The organism is Rhodococcus sp. D-46 (genome assembly GCF_011290655.1).
Lineage (GTDB): Bacteria > Actinomycetota > Actinomycetes > Mycobacteriales > Mycobacteriaceae > Rhodococcus_F > Rhodococcus_F qingshengii.
This window is the reverse complement of the sequence record NZ_JAANTF010000009.1, coordinates 107,068-122,730: the sequence shown is the minus strand read 5'-3', so window position 1 is coordinate 122,730 and position 15,663 is coordinate 107,068. Positions and strand designations below refer to the sequence as shown.

General features: G+C 63.3%; 15 protein-coding genes. 6 read left to right on the top strand and 9 right to left on the bottom strand.

Features of this window, described 5'->3' with window-relative positions; genetic code table 11:
• Positions 1 to 84: 84 nt before the first annotated feature.
• From G9U53_RS23605 to G9U53_RS23575, 7 genes are all read right to left on the bottom strand, one after another.
• The gene (locus tag G9U53_RS23605; protein ID WP_003944963.1) at positions 85 to 507 is read right to left on the bottom strand and encodes a metal-sulfur cluster assembly factor; all 423 of its coding nucleotides are present in this window, start codon (positions 505 to 507) and stop codon (positions 85 to 87) included.
• Entirely contained in the window at positions 504 to 1,007 is a 504-nt protein-coding gene (gene sufU, locus G9U53_RS23600; protein WP_003944894.1) for a Fe-S cluster assembly sulfur transfer protein SufU, read from the bottom strand. Before sufU ends, G9U53_RS23605 begins: the two co-directional genes overlap by 4 nt.
• 3 nt (positions 1,008 to 1,010) lie before the next feature.
• Positions 1,011 to 2,276 (bottom strand): cysteine desulfurase, encoded by a 1,266-nt coding sequence (locus tag G9U53_RS23595; protein ID WP_003944865.1) that lies wholly within the window; start codon positions 2,274 to 2,276, stop codon positions 1,011 to 1,013.
• Positions 2,277 to 2,281: 5 nt separating this feature from the next.
• Positions 2,282 to 3,088: a Fe-S cluster assembly ATPase SufC gene (gene sufC, locus G9U53_RS23590; protein ID WP_003944795.1), complete on the bottom strand. Its 807-nt coding sequence runs from the start codon at positions 3,086 to 3,088 to the stop codon at positions 2,282 to 2,284.
• A gap of 61 nt (positions 3,089 to 3,149) precedes the next feature.
• Entirely contained in the window at positions 3,150 to 4,370 is a 1,221-nt protein-coding gene (gene sufD / locus G9U53_RS23585; RefSeq protein ID WP_042919809.1) for a Fe-S cluster assembly protein SufD, read from the bottom strand.
• Positions 4,370 to 5,830 carry a Fe-S cluster assembly protein SufB gene (gene sufB / locus G9U53_RS23580; protein WP_003944799.1) on the bottom strand — a complete coding sequence of 487 codons (1,461 nt, stop codon included), beginning with the start codon at positions 5,828 to 5,830 and terminating at the stop codon, positions 4,370 to 4,372. Before sufB ends, sufD begins: the two co-directional genes overlap by 1 nt.
• 155 nt (positions 5,831 to 5,985) lie before the next feature.
• The gene (locus G9U53_RS23575; protein WP_269455348.1) at positions 5,986 to 6,732 is read right to left on the bottom strand and encodes a metalloregulator ArsR/SmtB family transcription factor; all 747 of its coding nucleotides are present in this window, start codon (positions 6,730 to 6,732) and stop codon (positions 5,986 to 5,988) included.
• A gap of 130 nt (positions 6,733 to 6,862) precedes the next feature.
• On the opposite strand from G9U53_RS23575, the gene mptB reads away from it, so the two are divergent.
• The 5 genes from mptB to G9U53_RS23550 all read left to right on the top strand — a co-directional run bounded on the left by mptB (position 6,863) and on the right by G9U53_RS23550 (position 13,052).
• On the top strand, positions 6,863 to 8,617 hold the full coding sequence (gene mptB / locus G9U53_RS23570) for a polyprenol phosphomannose-dependent alpha 1,6 mannosyltransferase MptB (RefSeq protein ID WP_003944776.1): 1,755 nt from the start codon (positions 6,863 to 6,865) through the stop codon (positions 8,615 to 8,617).
• Entirely contained in the window at positions 8,614 to 9,555 is a 942-nt protein-coding gene (locus tag G9U53_RS23565; RefSeq protein ID WP_007727917.1) for an ABC transporter ATP-binding protein, read from the top strand. Before mptB ends, G9U53_RS23565 begins: the two co-directional genes overlap by 4 nt.
• A complete protein-coding gene (locus G9U53_RS23560) occupies positions 9,552 to 10,406 on the top strand; it encodes an ABC transporter permease (protein ID WP_003944914.1) in 855 nt (284 codons plus the stop codon). The genes G9U53_RS23565 and G9U53_RS23560 overlap by 4 nt, the downstream gene beginning before the upstream one ends.
• Before the next feature lie 47 nt (positions 10,407 to 10,453).
• Positions 10,454 to 11,848: a hypothetical protein gene (locus G9U53_RS23555; protein ID WP_207624545.1), complete on the top strand. Its 1,395-nt coding sequence runs from the start codon at positions 10,454 to 10,456 to the stop codon at positions 11,846 to 11,848.
• Between the two features lie 229 nt (positions 11,849 to 12,077).
• Complete coding sequence (locus G9U53_RS23550; RefSeq protein ID WP_021332987.1) at positions 12,078 to 13,052, top strand: heme A synthase; 975 nt, start codon at positions 12,078 to 12,080, stop codon at positions 13,050 to 13,052.
• A 63-nt stretch (positions 13,053 to 13,115) separates the two neighbouring features.
• Here the strand turns inward: G9U53_RS23550 and G9U53_RS23545 are convergent, their stop codons facing one another.
• Complete coding sequence (locus G9U53_RS23545; RefSeq protein WP_003945032.1) at positions 13,116 to 13,478, bottom strand: hypothetical protein; 363 nt, start codon at positions 13,476 to 13,478, stop codon at positions 13,116 to 13,118.
• An 83-nt stretch (positions 13,479 to 13,561) separates the two neighbouring features.
• On the opposite strand from G9U53_RS23545, the gene G9U53_RS23540 reads away from it, so the two are divergent.
• A complete protein-coding gene (locus G9U53_RS23540; protein WP_083057193.1) occupies positions 13,562 to 14,527 on the top strand; it encodes a quinone oxidoreductase in 966 nt (321 codons plus the stop codon).
• A 56-nt stretch (positions 14,528 to 14,583) separates the two neighbouring features.
• On the opposite strand, the gene G9U53_RS23535 is transcribed toward G9U53_RS23540, so the two are convergent.
• On the bottom strand, positions 14,584 to 15,567 hold the full coding sequence (locus G9U53_RS23535) for a heme o synthase (RefSeq protein ID WP_003944994.1): 984 nt from the start codon (positions 15,565 to 15,567) through the stop codon (positions 14,584 to 14,586).
• Between the last annotated feature and the right edge of the window lie 96 nt (positions 15,568 to 15,663).

The window sequence follows — 15,663 nt, the reverse complement described above, 5'->3', positions numbered from 1 at the left end:
TAACAAACCGAAGCGCCGGTACCCGACGAACGGGCACCGACGCTCCGGTGAAATGTATTCAGTTGATCGTGCCGAGGTTGCTTGTCAGACCGTGAAGCCGAGTGCGCGCAGTTGCTCGCGTCCGTCTTCGGTGATCTTGTCCGGTCCCCACGGCGGCAACCACACCCAGTTGATCTTCATGTCGGTACACAGATCGCTACGCACAAGTGCGCCGCGCGCCTGGTCCTCGATCACGTCGGTCAACGGGCACGCCGCCGACGTCAAAGTCATGTCGATCGTGACGACACCGTCGTCTTCGAAGAGTCCGTAGACCAAGCCGAGATCGACGACGTTGATTCCCAGTTCGGGATCGACGACGTCGCGCATCGCTTCTTCGAGTTCGTCGAGTCGCTCAGGCGACGGGACAGTGCCACTGCCCTGTGCGCCACCGAATTCCGCAGTGGAATCGGGATTCGGATTCACCGGAGCGCCGACCTCGGCGTCCTGCACTGGTTGTGTCTCGGTCATGATCCCTGTCCTTCAGTCGTGTCGACCAATTCACTGCTGCTGTCCGCCGTCGTCACAGCACTGCCGTCGACAATCTGGACTACAGCATCCTTGAATGCCATCCATCCGAGCAAGGCGCACTTCACGCGTGCCGGATACTTCGAGACTCCGACGAACGCGATACCGTCGCCGAGAACGTCCTCGTCCCCCTCGACGGTGCCCCGACTGCTCACCATCTCGTTGAACGCCGTCACCGTCTTCAGTGCGTCGGTGACCTGCATCCCGATGACGAGGTCGTTGAGCACCGACGTCGACGCCTGGCTGATCGAACAACCCTGACCGTCGTACGAGACGTCGGAGACCGTTCCGTCCTCGGATATCTGGACGCGCAACGTCACCTCGTCGCCACACGTCGGGTTGACGTGGTGCACCTCGGCGCCGAACGGCTCACGGAGTCCGCGGCCGTGCGGATGTTTGTAGTGATCGAGGATCACTTCCTGATACATCTGCTCCATGCGCATGATTCAGTTCAACTCCCCTGCGACACCGAAAAATTCCTGCGCACGCTTGATCGCGGCAACGAGAACATCGATTTCCGCGGTGGTGTTGTAGAGCGCAAACGACGCACGGGCCGTCGCAGCGACACCGAACTTACGATGCAGCGGCCACGCACAATGGTGTCCGACGCGAATCGCGACGCCCTCGTCGTCGAGGATCTGTCCGAGGTCGTGGGCGTGAATACCGTCCACGACAAAGGAAATCGCTCCGCCGCGGTTCTCGGACGTCTGTGGTCCGATGATGCGCAGACCTTCGATCGCCGACAACTTTTCGAGAGCAGCCTCCACCAACACGTGCTCGTGCGCAGCGACGGCGTCCATCCCGAAGGTGTTCAGGTAATCCACGGCAGCGCCCAGTCCGACCACCTGTGAGGTCATCGGTACGCCGGCTTCGAAACGCTGAGGCGGCGGCGCGTAGGTGCTGACCTCCATGGTGACCGTCTCGATCATCGACCCGCCGGTGATGAACGGAGGCATCGCTGCCAGCAGTTCACGACGGCCGTAGAGAACTCCGACCCCCGAAGGGCCGAGCATCTTGTGGCCCGAGAACGCCGCGTAGTCCACTCCCAGTTCGTGGAAGTCGACGGCCATGTGAGGCACCGACTGGCACGCGTCGAGCACGACGAGTGCACCGACGGCGCGTGCTCGTCGCACCAATTCCTCGACGGGCGCGATCGCGCCGGTCACGTTGGACTGGTGGGTGAACGAAACGACCTTCACCGCGTCTGTCAGCTCCAGCGAATCGAGATCGATCCGGCCGTCGTCGGTGACTCCGTACCACTTGAGCGTCGCACCGGTTCGGCGCGCAAGTTCCTGCCAGGGAACGAGGTTGGCGTGGTGTTCGAGTTCGGTGATGACGATTTCGTCGCCAGGACCGACATGGCGGTCGAAGCGATCGTCACCGAGAACGTAGGTCACCAGATTGAGAGCCTCGGTGGCGTTCTTGGTGAACACCAACTCGTCCGAATCCGCGCCCACGAAAGAAGCGATGGTGGCGCGAGCATTCTCGTACGCGTCCGTCGCCTCTTCTGCGAGCTGATGAGCACCCCGGTGTACTGCCGCGTTACACGTGGTCAGGAAGTCCCGTTCGGCATCGAGAACCTGGACCGGACGCTGCGAGGTAGCGCCGGAATCCAAGTACACCAAAGGTTTTCCGTCGCGCACGGTTCGCGCCAGGATCGGGAAGTCGGCCCGAACCGCTGTGACGTCGAGCTCGCGCACCGAGGTGGTCATCGTGATTACGCTCCCTGGGTAGCTGCGGTGTCCGCGGTGAAACGAACGTAGCCGTTGGTCTCGAGCTCGTCGGCCAGCTCCGGTCCACCGGACTCGACGATGCGGCCACCGACGAACACGTGAACGAAGTCGGGGTTGATGTAGCGCAGAATGCGCGTGTAGTGCGTGATCAGCAGAACGCCGCCGTTCTCGCGCTCCTTGTAGCGGTTGACGCCTTCCGAGACGGTGCGCAGAGCGTCGACGTCGAGGCCGGAGTCGGTCTCGTCGAGGATCGCGATCTTCGGCTTGAGCATGCCCAACTGCAGGATCTCGTGGCGCTTCTTCTCGCCACCGGAGAAGCCTTCGTTGACCGAGCGCTCGATGAACGAGGGATCGATCTCGAGCTCGCTGAGGGCTTCCTTGACTTCCTTGACCCAGTGGCGCAGCTTGGGAGCCTCGCCTCGCACGGCCGTAGCGGCGGTGCGCAGGAAGTTGGACATGGAAACGCCGGGAACCTCGACGGGGTACTGCATGGCCAGGAAGAGCCCGGCACGTGCACGCTCGTCGACGCTCATTGCGAGGACGTCTTCACCGTTGAGGGTGATGGAGCCGGACGTGACCTGGTACTTGGGGTGACCGGCGATGGCGTACGACAGAGTCGACTTGCCGGAGCCGTTGGGGCCCATGATCGCGTGGGTCTCCCCGGAGCGGACCGTCAGGTCGACGCCCTTGAGGATCTGGATGGGCTCGGCGTTGGCATCGGAGTTGGCGACCTCGACGTGCAGGTCACGAACCTCGAGGACCGAGGTGGTGGTGTTGTCACTGGTAGACATGAAATTCCTTCAAGATGAGGCGGGCGAGCGTAGCGACGGGGTGGTGTCGCCGGCGGGGCGGTCAGGAGCCGACGGCTGCGAGTTCGGCTTCGACTGCGGCTTCGAGGCGATCGCGCACCTCGGGAACAGCGATCTTGTTGATGATTTCGTGGAAGAACCCACGTACGACCAGACGACGAGCCTGATCCTCCGGGATACCACGAGCACGCAGGTAGAACAGCTGCTCGTCGTCGAAACGTCCCGTTGCACTTGCGTGGCCGGCCCCGACGATCTCACCGGTTTCGATTTCGAGGTTCGGAACCGAGTCGGCGCGGGCGCCGTCGGTCAGCACCAGGTTGCGGTTGAGCTCGAACGTGTCGGTGCCCTCCGCTGCGGCGCGGATGAGAACGTCGCCGATCCACACGGTGTGCGCGTCGGGCTTGCCGGATCCGGGATCTCCCTGAAGCGCACCCTTGTAGACCACGTTGGACTTGCAGTTGGGCTGCGAATGGTCCACCAGCAGACGCTGTTCCAGATGCTGGCCGGCGTCGGCGAAGTACAGGCCGAGCAGTTCGGCGTCGCCGCCCGGTCCGTCGTACTTGACGGTGGCGGACAGGCGAACCAGATCGCCGCCCAGGCTGATCGAGGTGTACCGAAGCACTGCGTCGCGGTTCAGGCGAGCGTGGTGTGACGTCACGTGAACTGCGTCGTCCGCCCAGTCCTGGATGGCCACCACCGTCAGCTGCGCACTGTCACCGAGAACGAATTCGATGTTCTCCGCGAAGGTTCCGCTGCCGCGCTGGTCGATCACGAACGTCGCCTTGGCGAACTGCGCCAGACGAATCTGGGTGTGTCCGTAGGCGACGTTGTCGACTCCGGGGCCGGTCATGGTGACCACGACGGGCTTCTCGACCTCGACCTCGGCGCCAACCGAGATGACCGTTGCCGTCTCGAAGCTCGAATACGCCTGCGCTGCAATGCGATCAGCGGGAACGCCGGCTTTGCCCAGACGTGCGTCGTCACGCCCGACGGTCTCGACGGTGATGTCGCTTCCGCCGTCGACCTCGACGGTGACCTGTCCGTTGGCGACGGCGCTGCCGTCGTGCAATCCCCGGAGACGACGCAGCGGGGTGAACCGCCAGATCTCGTCACGTCCGCCGGGAACCTCGAAAGCATTGACGTCGAACGAGGAGAACTGCTCACCCTTGTTCGTGATGGGTGAGCCGGTGGCTGCACCCTTTACAGGAGCGGTCGGGTTCTCCCCGGCAACAGCTCCGATGACTCCGGTCTCTGGCGTGGTCACTAACCCACAGCCCCTTCCATCTGAAGTTCGATAAGGCGGTTGAGCTCGAGCGCGTACTCCATCGGGAGTTCCTTCGCGATGGGCTCGACGAATCCACGCACGATGGTGGCCATCGCCTCGTCCTCGGTCAGTCCGCGGCTCATCAGGTAGAAGAGCTGATCGTCACTGACCTTGGAGACGGTGGCCTCGTGACCCATGGTGACGTCGTCCTCGCGGATGTCGACGTACGGGTAGGTGTCGCTGCGGCTGATCTGGTCGACGAGCAGAGCGTCACACTTGACGGTCGACTTGGAACCGTGGGCACCCTTGTTGACCTGCACCAGACCGCGGTACGACGCACGTCCACCGCCGCGGGCGACAGACTTGCTGATGATGGTCGAGGACGTGTGCGGCGCGAGGTGGAGCATCTTGGCGCCGGTGTCCTGGTGCTGGCCCTCGCCGGAGAACGCAACGGAGAGAACCTCACCGCGGGCGTACTCGCCCATCAGCCACACGGCCGGGTACTTCATGGTGACCTTGGAGCCGATGTTGCCGTCGACCCACTCCATGGATCCGCCTGCCTCGACCTTGGTGCGCTTGGTCACCAGGTTGTAGACGTTGTTGGACCAGTTCTGGATGGTCGTGTAGCGGCAGTGGCCGCCCTTCTTCACGATGATCTCGACGACGGCCGAGTGCAGTGAATCGGACTTGTAGATCGGCGCGGTGCAACCCTCGACATAGTGCACGGAGGCATCTTCGTCGACGATGATCAGGGTGCGCTCGAACTGACCCATGTTCTCGGTGTTGATGCGGAAGTACGCCTGCAACGGGATGTCCACGTGGACTCCCGGCGGAACGTAGATGAACGAGCCGCCGGACCACACGGCGGTGTTCAGCGCGGAGAACTTGTTGTCGCCGGCCGGGATGACCGATCCGAAGTACTCCTTGAACAGCTCCGGGTGCTGCTTGAGACCGGTGTCCGTGTCGAGGAAGATGACGCCCTGCTCCTCGAGGTCCTCACGGATCGAGTGGTAGACGACCTCGGACTCGTACTGAGCTGCGACGCCGGCAACGAGGCGCTGCTTCTCCGCCTCGGGGATGCCGAGCTTGTCGTACGTGTTCTTGATGTCCTCGGGCAGGTCTTCCCACGACTCGGCCTGCTTCTCGCTGGACCGGACGAAGTACTTGATGTTGTCGAAGTGAATACCTTCGAGGTCGCTGCCCCAGTTCGGCATCGGCTTCTTGTCGAAGGTGCGCAGCGCCTTGAGGCGGATGTCGAGCATCCACTCGGGCTCGCTCTTCTTGGCGGAGATGTCCCGCACGACAGCCTCGGACAACCCGCGCTGCGCGCTGGCTCCGGCTTCGTCGGAATCGGACCAGCCGTAGCCGTAATGACCGAGGGACGCGATGGTCTCTTCCTGCGTGAGCGGCTCGGTGCCTGCTGCCGCAGTGGTAGTCGCCTGGTCTGATGTGACGGTCATGCGAGCTCCTTCCGGAGTCTTGTTTCTTGACGGCTGCTCGGGTTCAGCGAGGGCTGGTCGCTGTGGTCGAGCAGTTCTGACTTTGAAGAACTAGCTGAAAAATCTCTATTCGAACGCTGCACGGTGGCAACGCTCTGTAGAACACTCTGGTCCGGTCATCTACTCCCGGTGGACACGAGGGGCACGTGCGTCGTGCAGGCGCAGTCACCGTTGGCGATGGTCGCCAGACGCTGAACATGAGTCCCGAGCAATTGCCGGAATGCTTGCTGCTCTGCCTCGCACAGTTCCGGAAACTCTTCTGCCACATGGGAAACCGGGCAATGGTGTTGGCAGATCTGCACGCCGTTGCCGACCGGCCGGGTCGACGCCGCGAACCCCACCGCGTTGAAGGCTTCGGCGATTGCGTCCGCTGTCGCCTCGACGTTGTCGACATCTGTCGGATCAGCCGGTTCGACGTCTCCGACGATCGCCTGAACCCGACGCTTGGCGAACTCCTCGATTGCCGCGTCTCCGCCGATTTCACGGAGTTGCCGCATCGCGGCTCCCGCCAGATCGTCGTAGGTGTGGCCGAGGCGGCCGCGACCGGTCGCGGTGATCTGGAACTGCTTGGCGGGACGACCTCGTCCACGCTGACGCAGCGACGACGCCGAAGCAGTTCGGGCTTCGCCGGACTCGATCAACGCATCCAAGTGACGTCGGACACCTGCGGCACTCAAACCGAGGCGCGTGCCGATTTCGGAGGCGGTAATGGGGCCTTCTTCGAGTAGCAGCTTGACCACTGCCGCCCGCGTCTGACCTTCGACGCTCACTGTCACCGGATTTGCGGCAGCACTCGGCGAGGCCGCTACAGTGGGCTGACCTGCAACTTCCTTGCTTCGTGGGTCTGACGCATTTCTTTTCACAACACAAGTGTGACGGAATTCTTTTCGCAGGTCTACTAAGGGCAACCTGCATTACATTCGGGAATATCCGGACAACGTACGTTGTTTGTGCTTGTCTGTCCGGCTGGATGGAGCCGCTACGCTGCCTGGTGTGCCGCAGACCCCCGAGAAGACGACGACCGCCCGATCGGCGCGCGCGATCCTGCTGGAAAAACCCAAGGCACTCGCGCTTTCCACAATCGGCGTTCGACCTTTCGGATCCGCTCCCCGGCAGAGTATGGCCGCGGTGCTGCACGGCGACGAGGACGAGCGCCCTGGCCTGAACGCGAAGGAAACCGCACAACTGCGAGGGATTCGCCGATTCGGCGCAACCGGCGCGGTCTTGATGGCAGTCGGAGCGCTCGGCGCCGGCGCACAACCCGTCCTGCAGAATCCGACCGCAGGACTTCGAGTCCTCAGCCTTCCCGGACGTATGCCGACGGTCTCACTCACCATGACGATGACCGGAACCGTGCTCGTCGTTCTGGCCTGGCTGATGATGGGCCGATTTGCAGTCGGGGACATACGCAGCCGTTCCGGCGCACCGCGGCGCATGACCCGTTCCCAGTTGGACCGCACACTCCTGCTGTGGATCCTGCCGCTCTCGGTCGCACCGCCGATGTTCAGCCGCGACGTCTACTCGTATCTGGCTCAAAGCGAAATCGCGGCCCGTGGACTCGATCCGTACGCCATCGGCCCCAAGGCGGCACTGGGCGTCGACCACGTTCTCACCCGCACGGTTCCGACGATCTGGCGCGACACCCCGGCTCCGTACGGACCGTTCTTCCTGTGGCTGGGACGCGGGATCAGCTCACTGACCGGCGACAACATCGTGGCCGGAATCTTCTTGCACCGCTTGCTCGCATTGGCCGGCGTCGCGCTCATCGTGTGGGCGATACCGCGACTGGCCAAGCGATGCGGTGTCTCTGCCGTCAGTTCGCTCTGGCTCGGTGCCGCGAACCCACTGTTGCTCTTCCACTTGGTGGCCGGCATCCACAACGAAGCACTCATGCTCGGGTTGATGCTCGCCGGAATCGAGATCGCTCTTCGCGCAGTCGAAGGGTCCGGGCCCATCCGTGGGCGAGCGCTGTTCTATCTCGTTGCGGGATCAGGTTTGATCGCCTTGTCGTCGACCGTCAAAATTCCGTCCTTGCTTGCACTGGGATTTGTCGGCATGGCTTTGGCCCGGCGTTGGGGTGGAACCTGGAAAGCCTTGGCGGGAGCCGCGATTCTCCTGGGCATCGTTGCCGCTGTCGTCACGTTTGTCATCAGCGTGGCCAGTGGGCTCGGTATGGGTTGGATCAACACCCTCGACACCGCCACCGCAGTCCGGAGTTGGATGTCCATCCCGACGCTCCTGGGCGTCGGCACGGGATTGGCCGGTGTACTACTCGGACTCGGCGATCACACGACGGCGATCCTCACGATCACGCGGCCCATCGCAACTCTCGTCGCCATGCTCGTCACCGCACGGATGATGATCTCGGTGTACATGGGCCGCATACACCCGGTCGGTGGACTCGGCATCGCACTCGGAGCGATCGTTCTCCTGTTCCCCGTCGTTCAGCCGTGGTACCTGCTGTGGGCGATCCTTCCGTTGGCGGCGTGGGCCACCGCGCCGATTTTCCGCATCCCTGCCGTCGTCTTCACCTCGATCGTCAGCGTCATGTTGATGTCCAACGGCGCCGAATACCTTCCGTTCATGATCGTGCAGGCCGTCATCGCGACCATCCTCACCGCCGGAACGCTCATCGTCTTCACCCGCAATTCACTCCCCTGGCGTAGCGACAAGCCAGTAGCGGAGATCACGAAAGGCGGACCGGTAGACGAAGACAACTCGGCGGGGGCTTACGCTGATTCCCCGTGACCTCGAGAGCCTCCAGATCGTCGACGCCGGCGGTACAGATCCAGGGTGTCGTCAAGTCCTTCGACGGTGTTCGAGCCGTCGACGGTATCGATCTCACTGTCGAGACGGCCCAGGTAGTTGCCCTGCTCGGCCCCAACGGAGCCGGTAAGACAACCACCGTCGAGATGTGCGAAGGGTTTGTCACCCCCGATGCCGGCACGGTTCGAGTGCTCGGTCTCGATCCCATCGCCGACTCCGGTGAAGTCCGCTCGCGAATCGGTGTCATGCTGCAGGGCGGCGGCGCGTACCCCGGGTCCAAGGCCGGGGAAATGCTCGACCTCGTGGCCGCATACTCGGCCGACCCGCTCGATCCCGCCTGGCTCCTTTCCAAACTCGGCCTCACCGATGCGCGCAAGACCCCGTACCGCCGCCTCTCCGGAGGCCAGCAGCAACGACTGTCCCTGGCGTGCGCGCTGGTCGGCCGTCCCGAATTGGTATTTCTGGACGAACCCACCGCCGGCCTCGACGCTCAGGCACGTCTACTCGTGTGGGAACTCATCGACGCTCTGCGACGCGACGGCGTGAGCGTCCTGCTCACCACACACCTCATGGACGAGGCCGAAGCGCTCGCCGACGAACTGGTCATCATCGACCACGGCAAGATCGTCGCGTCGGGAACGCCGGCGGAGGTCACCAGCAAGGGCGCCGAAGGACAACTCCGTCTGACGACGGTTCCCGGTTTGAGCCTCGATTCGCTGGCCGGTTCACTCGCCGGGTTCCGCATCGAGGAATCCAACCCCGGCACCTACGTCGTCGAAGGTGCAATCGATCCGGCAACCGTGGCGACTGTCGCAACATGGTGTGCCGATCAGGACGTGCTGATCAACGACATTCGCGTCGATCAACGGAGTCTGGAAGACGTCTTCCTCGAATTGACGGGCCGGGAACTGAGGGGATGACGGAGATCAAGGTCATGAACGAAACAGCGTCGAACGGCCAGAGCAGTCCCATCAGCGTTGCCAGAGACCGGCGGCTCGCCGAGAACCGCTTCGAGCCAGGCACCTTCTCGCCGGATCCCCGCCCCAATTCGGCGGCCAAGATGCTGGCGGCGCAGACCAAACTGGAGTTGACTCTTCTGCTCCGCAACGGTGAGCAATTGCTGCTCACCATGTTCATCCCGATCACCCTGCTCATCGGACTGTGTCTACTTCCGATCGGCGATTTGGGCGATTCTCGGGTCGATACCGTGCTCCCTGGTGTCATGATGGTTGCCGTGATGTCGACGGCGTTCACCGGACAGGCCATCGCCGTCGGATTCGACCGCCGATACGGCGCGCTCAAGCGACTCGGTGCAACGCCGCTACCGCGGTGGGGAATCATCGCAGGCAAGAGCGCTGCCGTCATCATCGTCGTGGCTCTGCAGTCACTCTTGCTCGGCGCTATCGGTTTGGCGTTGGGATGGCGTCCGTCATTCGTCGAACTTGTACTCGGCGCAGTGGTCATTGCCATCGGTACTGTCACATTTGCAGCGCTTGGCCTACTGCTCGGCGGTACTTTGCGAGCAGAGATCGTTCTCGCTCTCGCCAACATCCTGTGGTTCATCATGGTGGGCATCGGCAGTGTGGTCTTCGCCAGTGGTGAACTTCCGACCGCCGTCCACACGCTGGTCCGCATTGTTCCGTCCGGCGCTCTCGCACACGCACTCGAAGCGGCCCTCGACACCTCGATGGACTGGTTCTCGATTCTCGTACTTCTCATCTGGGCCGCAGTGGCCGGAGTCTGCGCAGCAAGGTGGTTCAAGTTCACGTGAGTACACGACGGACAGCTCAGATCGTCGGCTGTGTGGCCGCAACAGTCATGTTGTGTGCCGGACCCGCAACGGCGACCCCTTCGGTGTCCGGTCCCCTCGCACCTGCAAATCCGTACCTCGGTCCCGTCGGTACTTCCACCATGCACGGTGACGCGGGCTCGTCCGACGTCACGCCGCTGCCTGGTCCAGGAACCGGCCCACACGAGGTGACAGCTTTCCCGATGATGGCCGCCTGCCCGACGGTCCTCCAGGGTTCCGACGGCATGGTCGTCTCGCTCTGCACGACGATGATCGGCCAGATCCCGACCATCCATTTGATCGATCCGAAGGCCGACGCCACGCCGTTGGGTAGATCCGCAGCACAACTGCCGCTCGCGAAGGGCAGTCTGCTCGGCGGCGTCTACGCCTACCTCGACAACGAGAACCGTCTCGTAGCCGTCGACGGAAACCGTCAACTGGTCCGCATTTCCCATGCGCAGAATCCGGACGGCAGTTGGCGGCTGGAACTCGCGGAGGTCATCGATCTCAGTGGTGCGGTTGCCGCCGACGACAACGTCACCGGCCTCGCTCCGGACTGGGACGGCAATGTCTGGTTCGCCACCGGGCACGGCACCGTCGGGTATGTCGGCGCGGATCGAATCGCGCACAGCATTGCGCTCCCCGAAGGTGAACAGGTGCAGAACAGCATCTCCACCTCCCCGACGGGCACTGCTGTCGCAACTACCCACGCGCTCTACCAACTGAAGCGAAATGGCGACGAGGTCGTCATCGACTGGCGTCAGCCGTACGACCGCGGGCCGGCCCGTAATCCGGGTCAGCTCAGCTGGGGAACCGGATCGACGCCGACATACTTCGGCCCGTCGACGGGCAGCGATTTCTTGACCATCGTCGACAACGCCCACCCGACAGTGAGCTTGCATGTCTATCGCGCTGACACGGGCGCCGAGGTGTGCACGCAGCCGGTGTTGTCCGCTGCCAGCCAGGACGGCTCACCGAGCGGCAGCGAGAACTCCCCCGTCGGCATCGGTCATTCCGTCTACGTCGCCGGCACTCACGGATACCCGTACCCCACGACTCCTGAAGGTGCCGGTCCAGCGGTCCCCGCCACGGCACCCTTCAACGGCGGAATGACCCGCGTCGACATCGATCCGGTCGGCTGCCATGTCGTGTGGGACAACACGATTCGCAGCTCCGCGGTACCTCACCTCTCGACGGCTGACGGCTCGATTTACACGGTGACACGGGACGGTGCTCCGAACACCTCTCCGCTGGACGGTTACTCCTTCGCGGTGATCGACTCGAAGGACGGGTCTCAGATCGGTTCGACTCCGTTGCCGTCGACGATCCTCAACGACACCCTTCAGATGTCTGCACTCATCACCGAGTCGGGCGAGTACTTCCAGGGAACGATCTCGGGAATCGTGCGAGTTCGCGCGAACTGACGCGAGCTGGCCCCAACGACGCGGGGCAGGCGCGGAGCGAGCTGGCCCCAACGACGCGGGGCAGGCGCGGAGCGAGCTGGCCCCAACGACGCGGGGCAGGCGCGGAGCGAGCTGGCCCCAACGACGCGGGGCAGGCGCGGAGCGAGCTGGCCCCAACGACGCGGGGCAGGCGCGGAGCGAGCTGGCCCCAACGACACTGTGTAGTTGATGGGGAACTACGATCGTTGGCGTGGTGAATCGTGTGTATGCCGGATTTTTACGCTTGGTGGATCGACTACCTCTCCCCTCGCTGAAAACGCAGAAGATCATCGCGTTCATCGTGATCCTGACGCAGGGCGGCATCGCTGTCACCGGCGCGGTGGTGCGCGTGACGGACTCGGGACTCGGTTGCCCGACGTGGCCGCAGTGCTTCCCCGGTAGCTTCGTCCCGGTCGGCCACGGACAGGTCGCGGTGATTCACCAAGCCGTCGAGTTCGGCAACCGCCTGCTGACCTTCCTGGTCGTCATCGTCGCCGCTGCGATCGTGCTTGCGGTGACTCGCGCTCGCCGACGCAAAGAAGTGCTTGTCTACGCCTGGATGATGCCGCTCGGCACTGTCGTTCAGGCAGTGATCGGCGGTATCACCGTCCTCACAGGCTTGCTGTGGTGGACGGTCGCCATTCACCTGGTTGCGTCGATGCTGATGGTCTGGGTTGCCACGGTGATGTACGCGAAGATCGCGGAACCCGACGAAGCAACAACTCTGGTCGTGATGCCGAAGCCGTTGCGCTGGCTTACCGCGCTGTCAGGTGTCGCGCTCGCCGGCGTTTTGGTCGCTGGAACTCTCGTAACGGGCGCAGGCCCGCACGCCGGCGACAAGGGACTGGACCGGACGGTGCCTCGCCTGGAGATCGAGATCGTGACGCTCGTCCATCTGCACTCACAGCTTCTGGTCGGATATCTCGCGCTGGTCGTGGGTCTGACCTTCGGCCTGTATGCGGTCGGGACATCCGCAGCCGTGAAGATCCGTCTGAAGGTCCTGCTGGGACTGATCCTCGCGCAGTCGCTCATCGGTGTCGTGCAGTACTTCACCGATGTGCCGGAAGTTCTGGTGATCATGCACGTCGCCGGTGCAGGACTGTGCACGGCTGCGACCGCAGCAGTTTGGGCTGCGGGTAAGACCCGCCAGTACACGCCGACCAATTCGCCGATACCAGCTGTCTGACGCTTCAAGACACGTGTGGGGCGTAGGAACACCAAAAGGTGTTCCTACGCCCCACACGTCATTTCAGGATTCGTTGCGAGCTTTCGGGAACCGAGTCTGGTTGGCGACCCAACCGGCCATCTTCTTGAAATGGCCTTCCTGCGGGGTGACGATGCTCGTCAGTTCGCGCTCCCACTCGGCGACGGTGACGTTGTCGAAGGACGCGACGACCGCGTTTGCCGTGGCGAGGTCCTCGACGACCTGATCACCGAGGATGCCGTCGGCACCTACGAGGGTGATGCGAACGCCGGCCAGGCCGACCGGCTGGATGACGGCGCTGGCGGAGCCGCCGTGCTCGGCGACGAACTTGGTGATGGCGTTCACCGTGGACTTCGGCAGTTCCGGCGCGGACGGGGTGGCGTCCGACTTCTCGGTATCGGTGCTCATGACTCGACAATACTGGTCGGTAGCCCGGAAGCGACACCAGGCATGGACTGAGCGTCGGCCGCCTCGGGTGTAGAACAGAAACCATGCGAGCCATCTACGTGACCGAGACCGGCGGACCAGACGTTCTGACTCTGACCGAACAACCCGAACCGACACCCGGCCCAGGCGATCTACTCGTCAAGACCGAAGCGATCGGCATCAATTTCATCGACACGTACTTCCGAATGGGCCAGTACAAGCGTCCGCTCCCCTACATTCCCGGCGACGAGGGCAGCGGTGTCGTCGAAGCTGTCGGTTCCGAGGTCAACGAATTCGCCGTGGGCGACCGGGTCGCGTGGGCCGCTGCCACTGGCAGCTATGCCGAGAAGGTGGCTGTTCCCGCCGCAGTCGCCGTGAAAGTGCCTGACGGTGTCCCGGCATCGGCCGCAGCGTCGGCGCTCCTGCAGGGGATGACAGCGCACTACCTCGCGAAGTCGACGTATCCGATCCAGAGCGGCGACACCGTGCTCGTGCACGCAGGCGCGGGCGGCGTCGGGTTGATCCTGACGCAGATGGCCGTCAGCCTCGGGGCGAGGGTCATCACGACTGTGTCATCGGACGCAAAAGAAGAACTCTCGCGCGGCGCCGGTGCCTCGGAGGTCCTGCGGTACGACGAGGACATAGCAGCGCGAGTCCGGGAGTTGACCGGCGGCGAAGGAGTAGAGGCGGCATACGACGGCGTCGGTGCGACAACTTTTGATTCGAGCTTGGCTTCCGTGCGCATCCGCGGCACGGTCGCTTTGTTCGGTGCGGCCAGTGGACCGGTTCCGCCTGTCGACCCGCAGCGGCTCAATTCGTCGGGTTCGCTGTTCCTGACGCGTCCGACGCTCGCGCATCACATTCGCACTCGTGAGGAACTGACCTGGCGTGCCGGCGATGTCTTCGACGCCATTGCGGACGGGAAGCTCGATATTCGCGTCGGCGCCGAGTATCCCCTCGCCGACGCGGCAACAGCCCATCGGGATCTGGAAGGTCGAGCAACGACCGGGTCGATCGTTCTGATTCCCTAGCGAAGTGCTGTGCGCCTTTATTAACCGCCCGCGGTTAATAAAGGCGCACAGCAGAATCAGCTGAGCATGTCGCTGATCGTCTGCAGTCCGAGAACCGAGTCGACAGCGAGGCCGACGAACACGATCGCAAGATAGTTGTTGGACTGCAGGAACAGGCGGAGCGGTTTGACCTGAGCACCACCGCGAACGCTGCGGTACAGCTGATGTGCCATGAGCAGGAACCACGCACCGGCGACGATGGTGATTGCGGCGTAGATGACGCCCGACGCGGGGACGAGGACAAGCGTCGTGACGACCATTGCCCAGCTGTAGAACAGAATCTGCTTGGTGACGTGCTCTTCGGTGGCGATCACCGGAAGCATGGGAACACCGGCAGCTTTGTAGTCCTCTTTGTATCGCATCGCCAGCGCCCAGGTGTGCGGCGGCGTCCAGAAGAAGATGATCAGGAACAGCACGACGGGCTGCCAGCTCAGCGACCCGGTGACAGCGGCCCAGCCCACGAGGACGGGCATACATCCGGCTGCGCCACCCCAGATGACGTTCTGCCAGGTACGACGCTTGAGAACCATCGTGTAGATGAGGACGTAGAACGCGATCGTGATCACGACGAGGATGCCGGCCAAGAGGTTGGCTCGCCACCACAGCCACAGGAACGACGCGAGTCCGAGAAGGAGCCCGAAGACGAGCGCGTTGCGCGTCGGCACCGCCTCGCGGGCCAGCGGACGCTTCGCCGTGCGCTTCATGACCTTGTCGATGTCGGCGTCGACGACGCAGTTGAGCGAGTTCGCACTCGCCGCGCCCATCCAGCCACCGAAGAGGGTGCTGAGGATCAGAACGATGTCGACTGTTCCGCGATCGGCCAACAGCATTGCCGGAATGGTTGCCACCAACAGCAATTCGATCACTCGCGGCTTCGTGAGCGCGATATAAGCCAGAACCTTGCCCGTTGCGCGACCCCACACCGTATCGGTATTGGTCGCCCGCGGGGCGGCACCTGGGCTGCCGAAGCCATGTCCGCTCGGCTGTTGCCCTGTCCGCACGTTCTCTCCTTGCACCACGCGTTACCGCACTAACTCTTCACGACACACTGCTGACACTGTTCTCTACTACGAACGATGGTAGACCGCAGCCATTGA

Excerpts from the sequence above, each read along its gene's own strand:
- G9U53_RS23605 (WP_003944963.1), bottom strand. The coding sequence starts at position 507 with ATGACCGAGACACAACCAGTGCAGGACGCCGAGGTCGGCGCTCCGGTG.
- sufU (WP_003944894.1), bottom strand. The coding sequence starts at position 1,007 with ATGCGCATGGAGCAGATGTATCAGGAAGTGATCCTCGATCACTACAAA.
- G9U53_RS23595 (WP_003944865.1), bottom strand. The coding sequence starts at position 2,276 with ATGACCACCTCGGTGCGCGAGCTCGACGTCACAGCGGTTCGGGCCGAC.
- sufC (WP_003944795.1), bottom strand. The coding sequence starts at position 3,088 with ATGTCTACCAGTGACAACACCACCACCTCGGTCCTCGAGGTTCGTGAC.
- sufB (WP_003944799.1), bottom strand. The coding sequence starts at position 5,830 with ATGACCGTCACATCAGACCAGGCGACTACCACTGCGGCAGCAGGCACC.
- G9U53_RS23560 (WP_003944914.1), top strand. The coding sequence starts at position 9,552 with ATGACGGAGATCAAGGTCATGAACGAAACAGCGTCGAACGGCCAGAGC.
- G9U53_RS23555 (WP_207624545.1), top strand. The coding sequence starts at position 10,454 with ATGTTGTGTGCCGGACCCGCAACGGCGACCCCTTCGGTGTCCGGTCCC.
- G9U53_RS23545 (WP_003945032.1), bottom strand. The coding sequence starts at position 13,478 with ATGAGCACCGATACCGAGAAGTCGGACGCCACCCCGTCCGCGCCGGAA.
- G9U53_RS23540 (WP_083057193.1), top strand. The coding sequence starts at position 13,562 with ATGCGAGCCATCTACGTGACCGAGACCGGCGGACCAGACGTTCTGACT.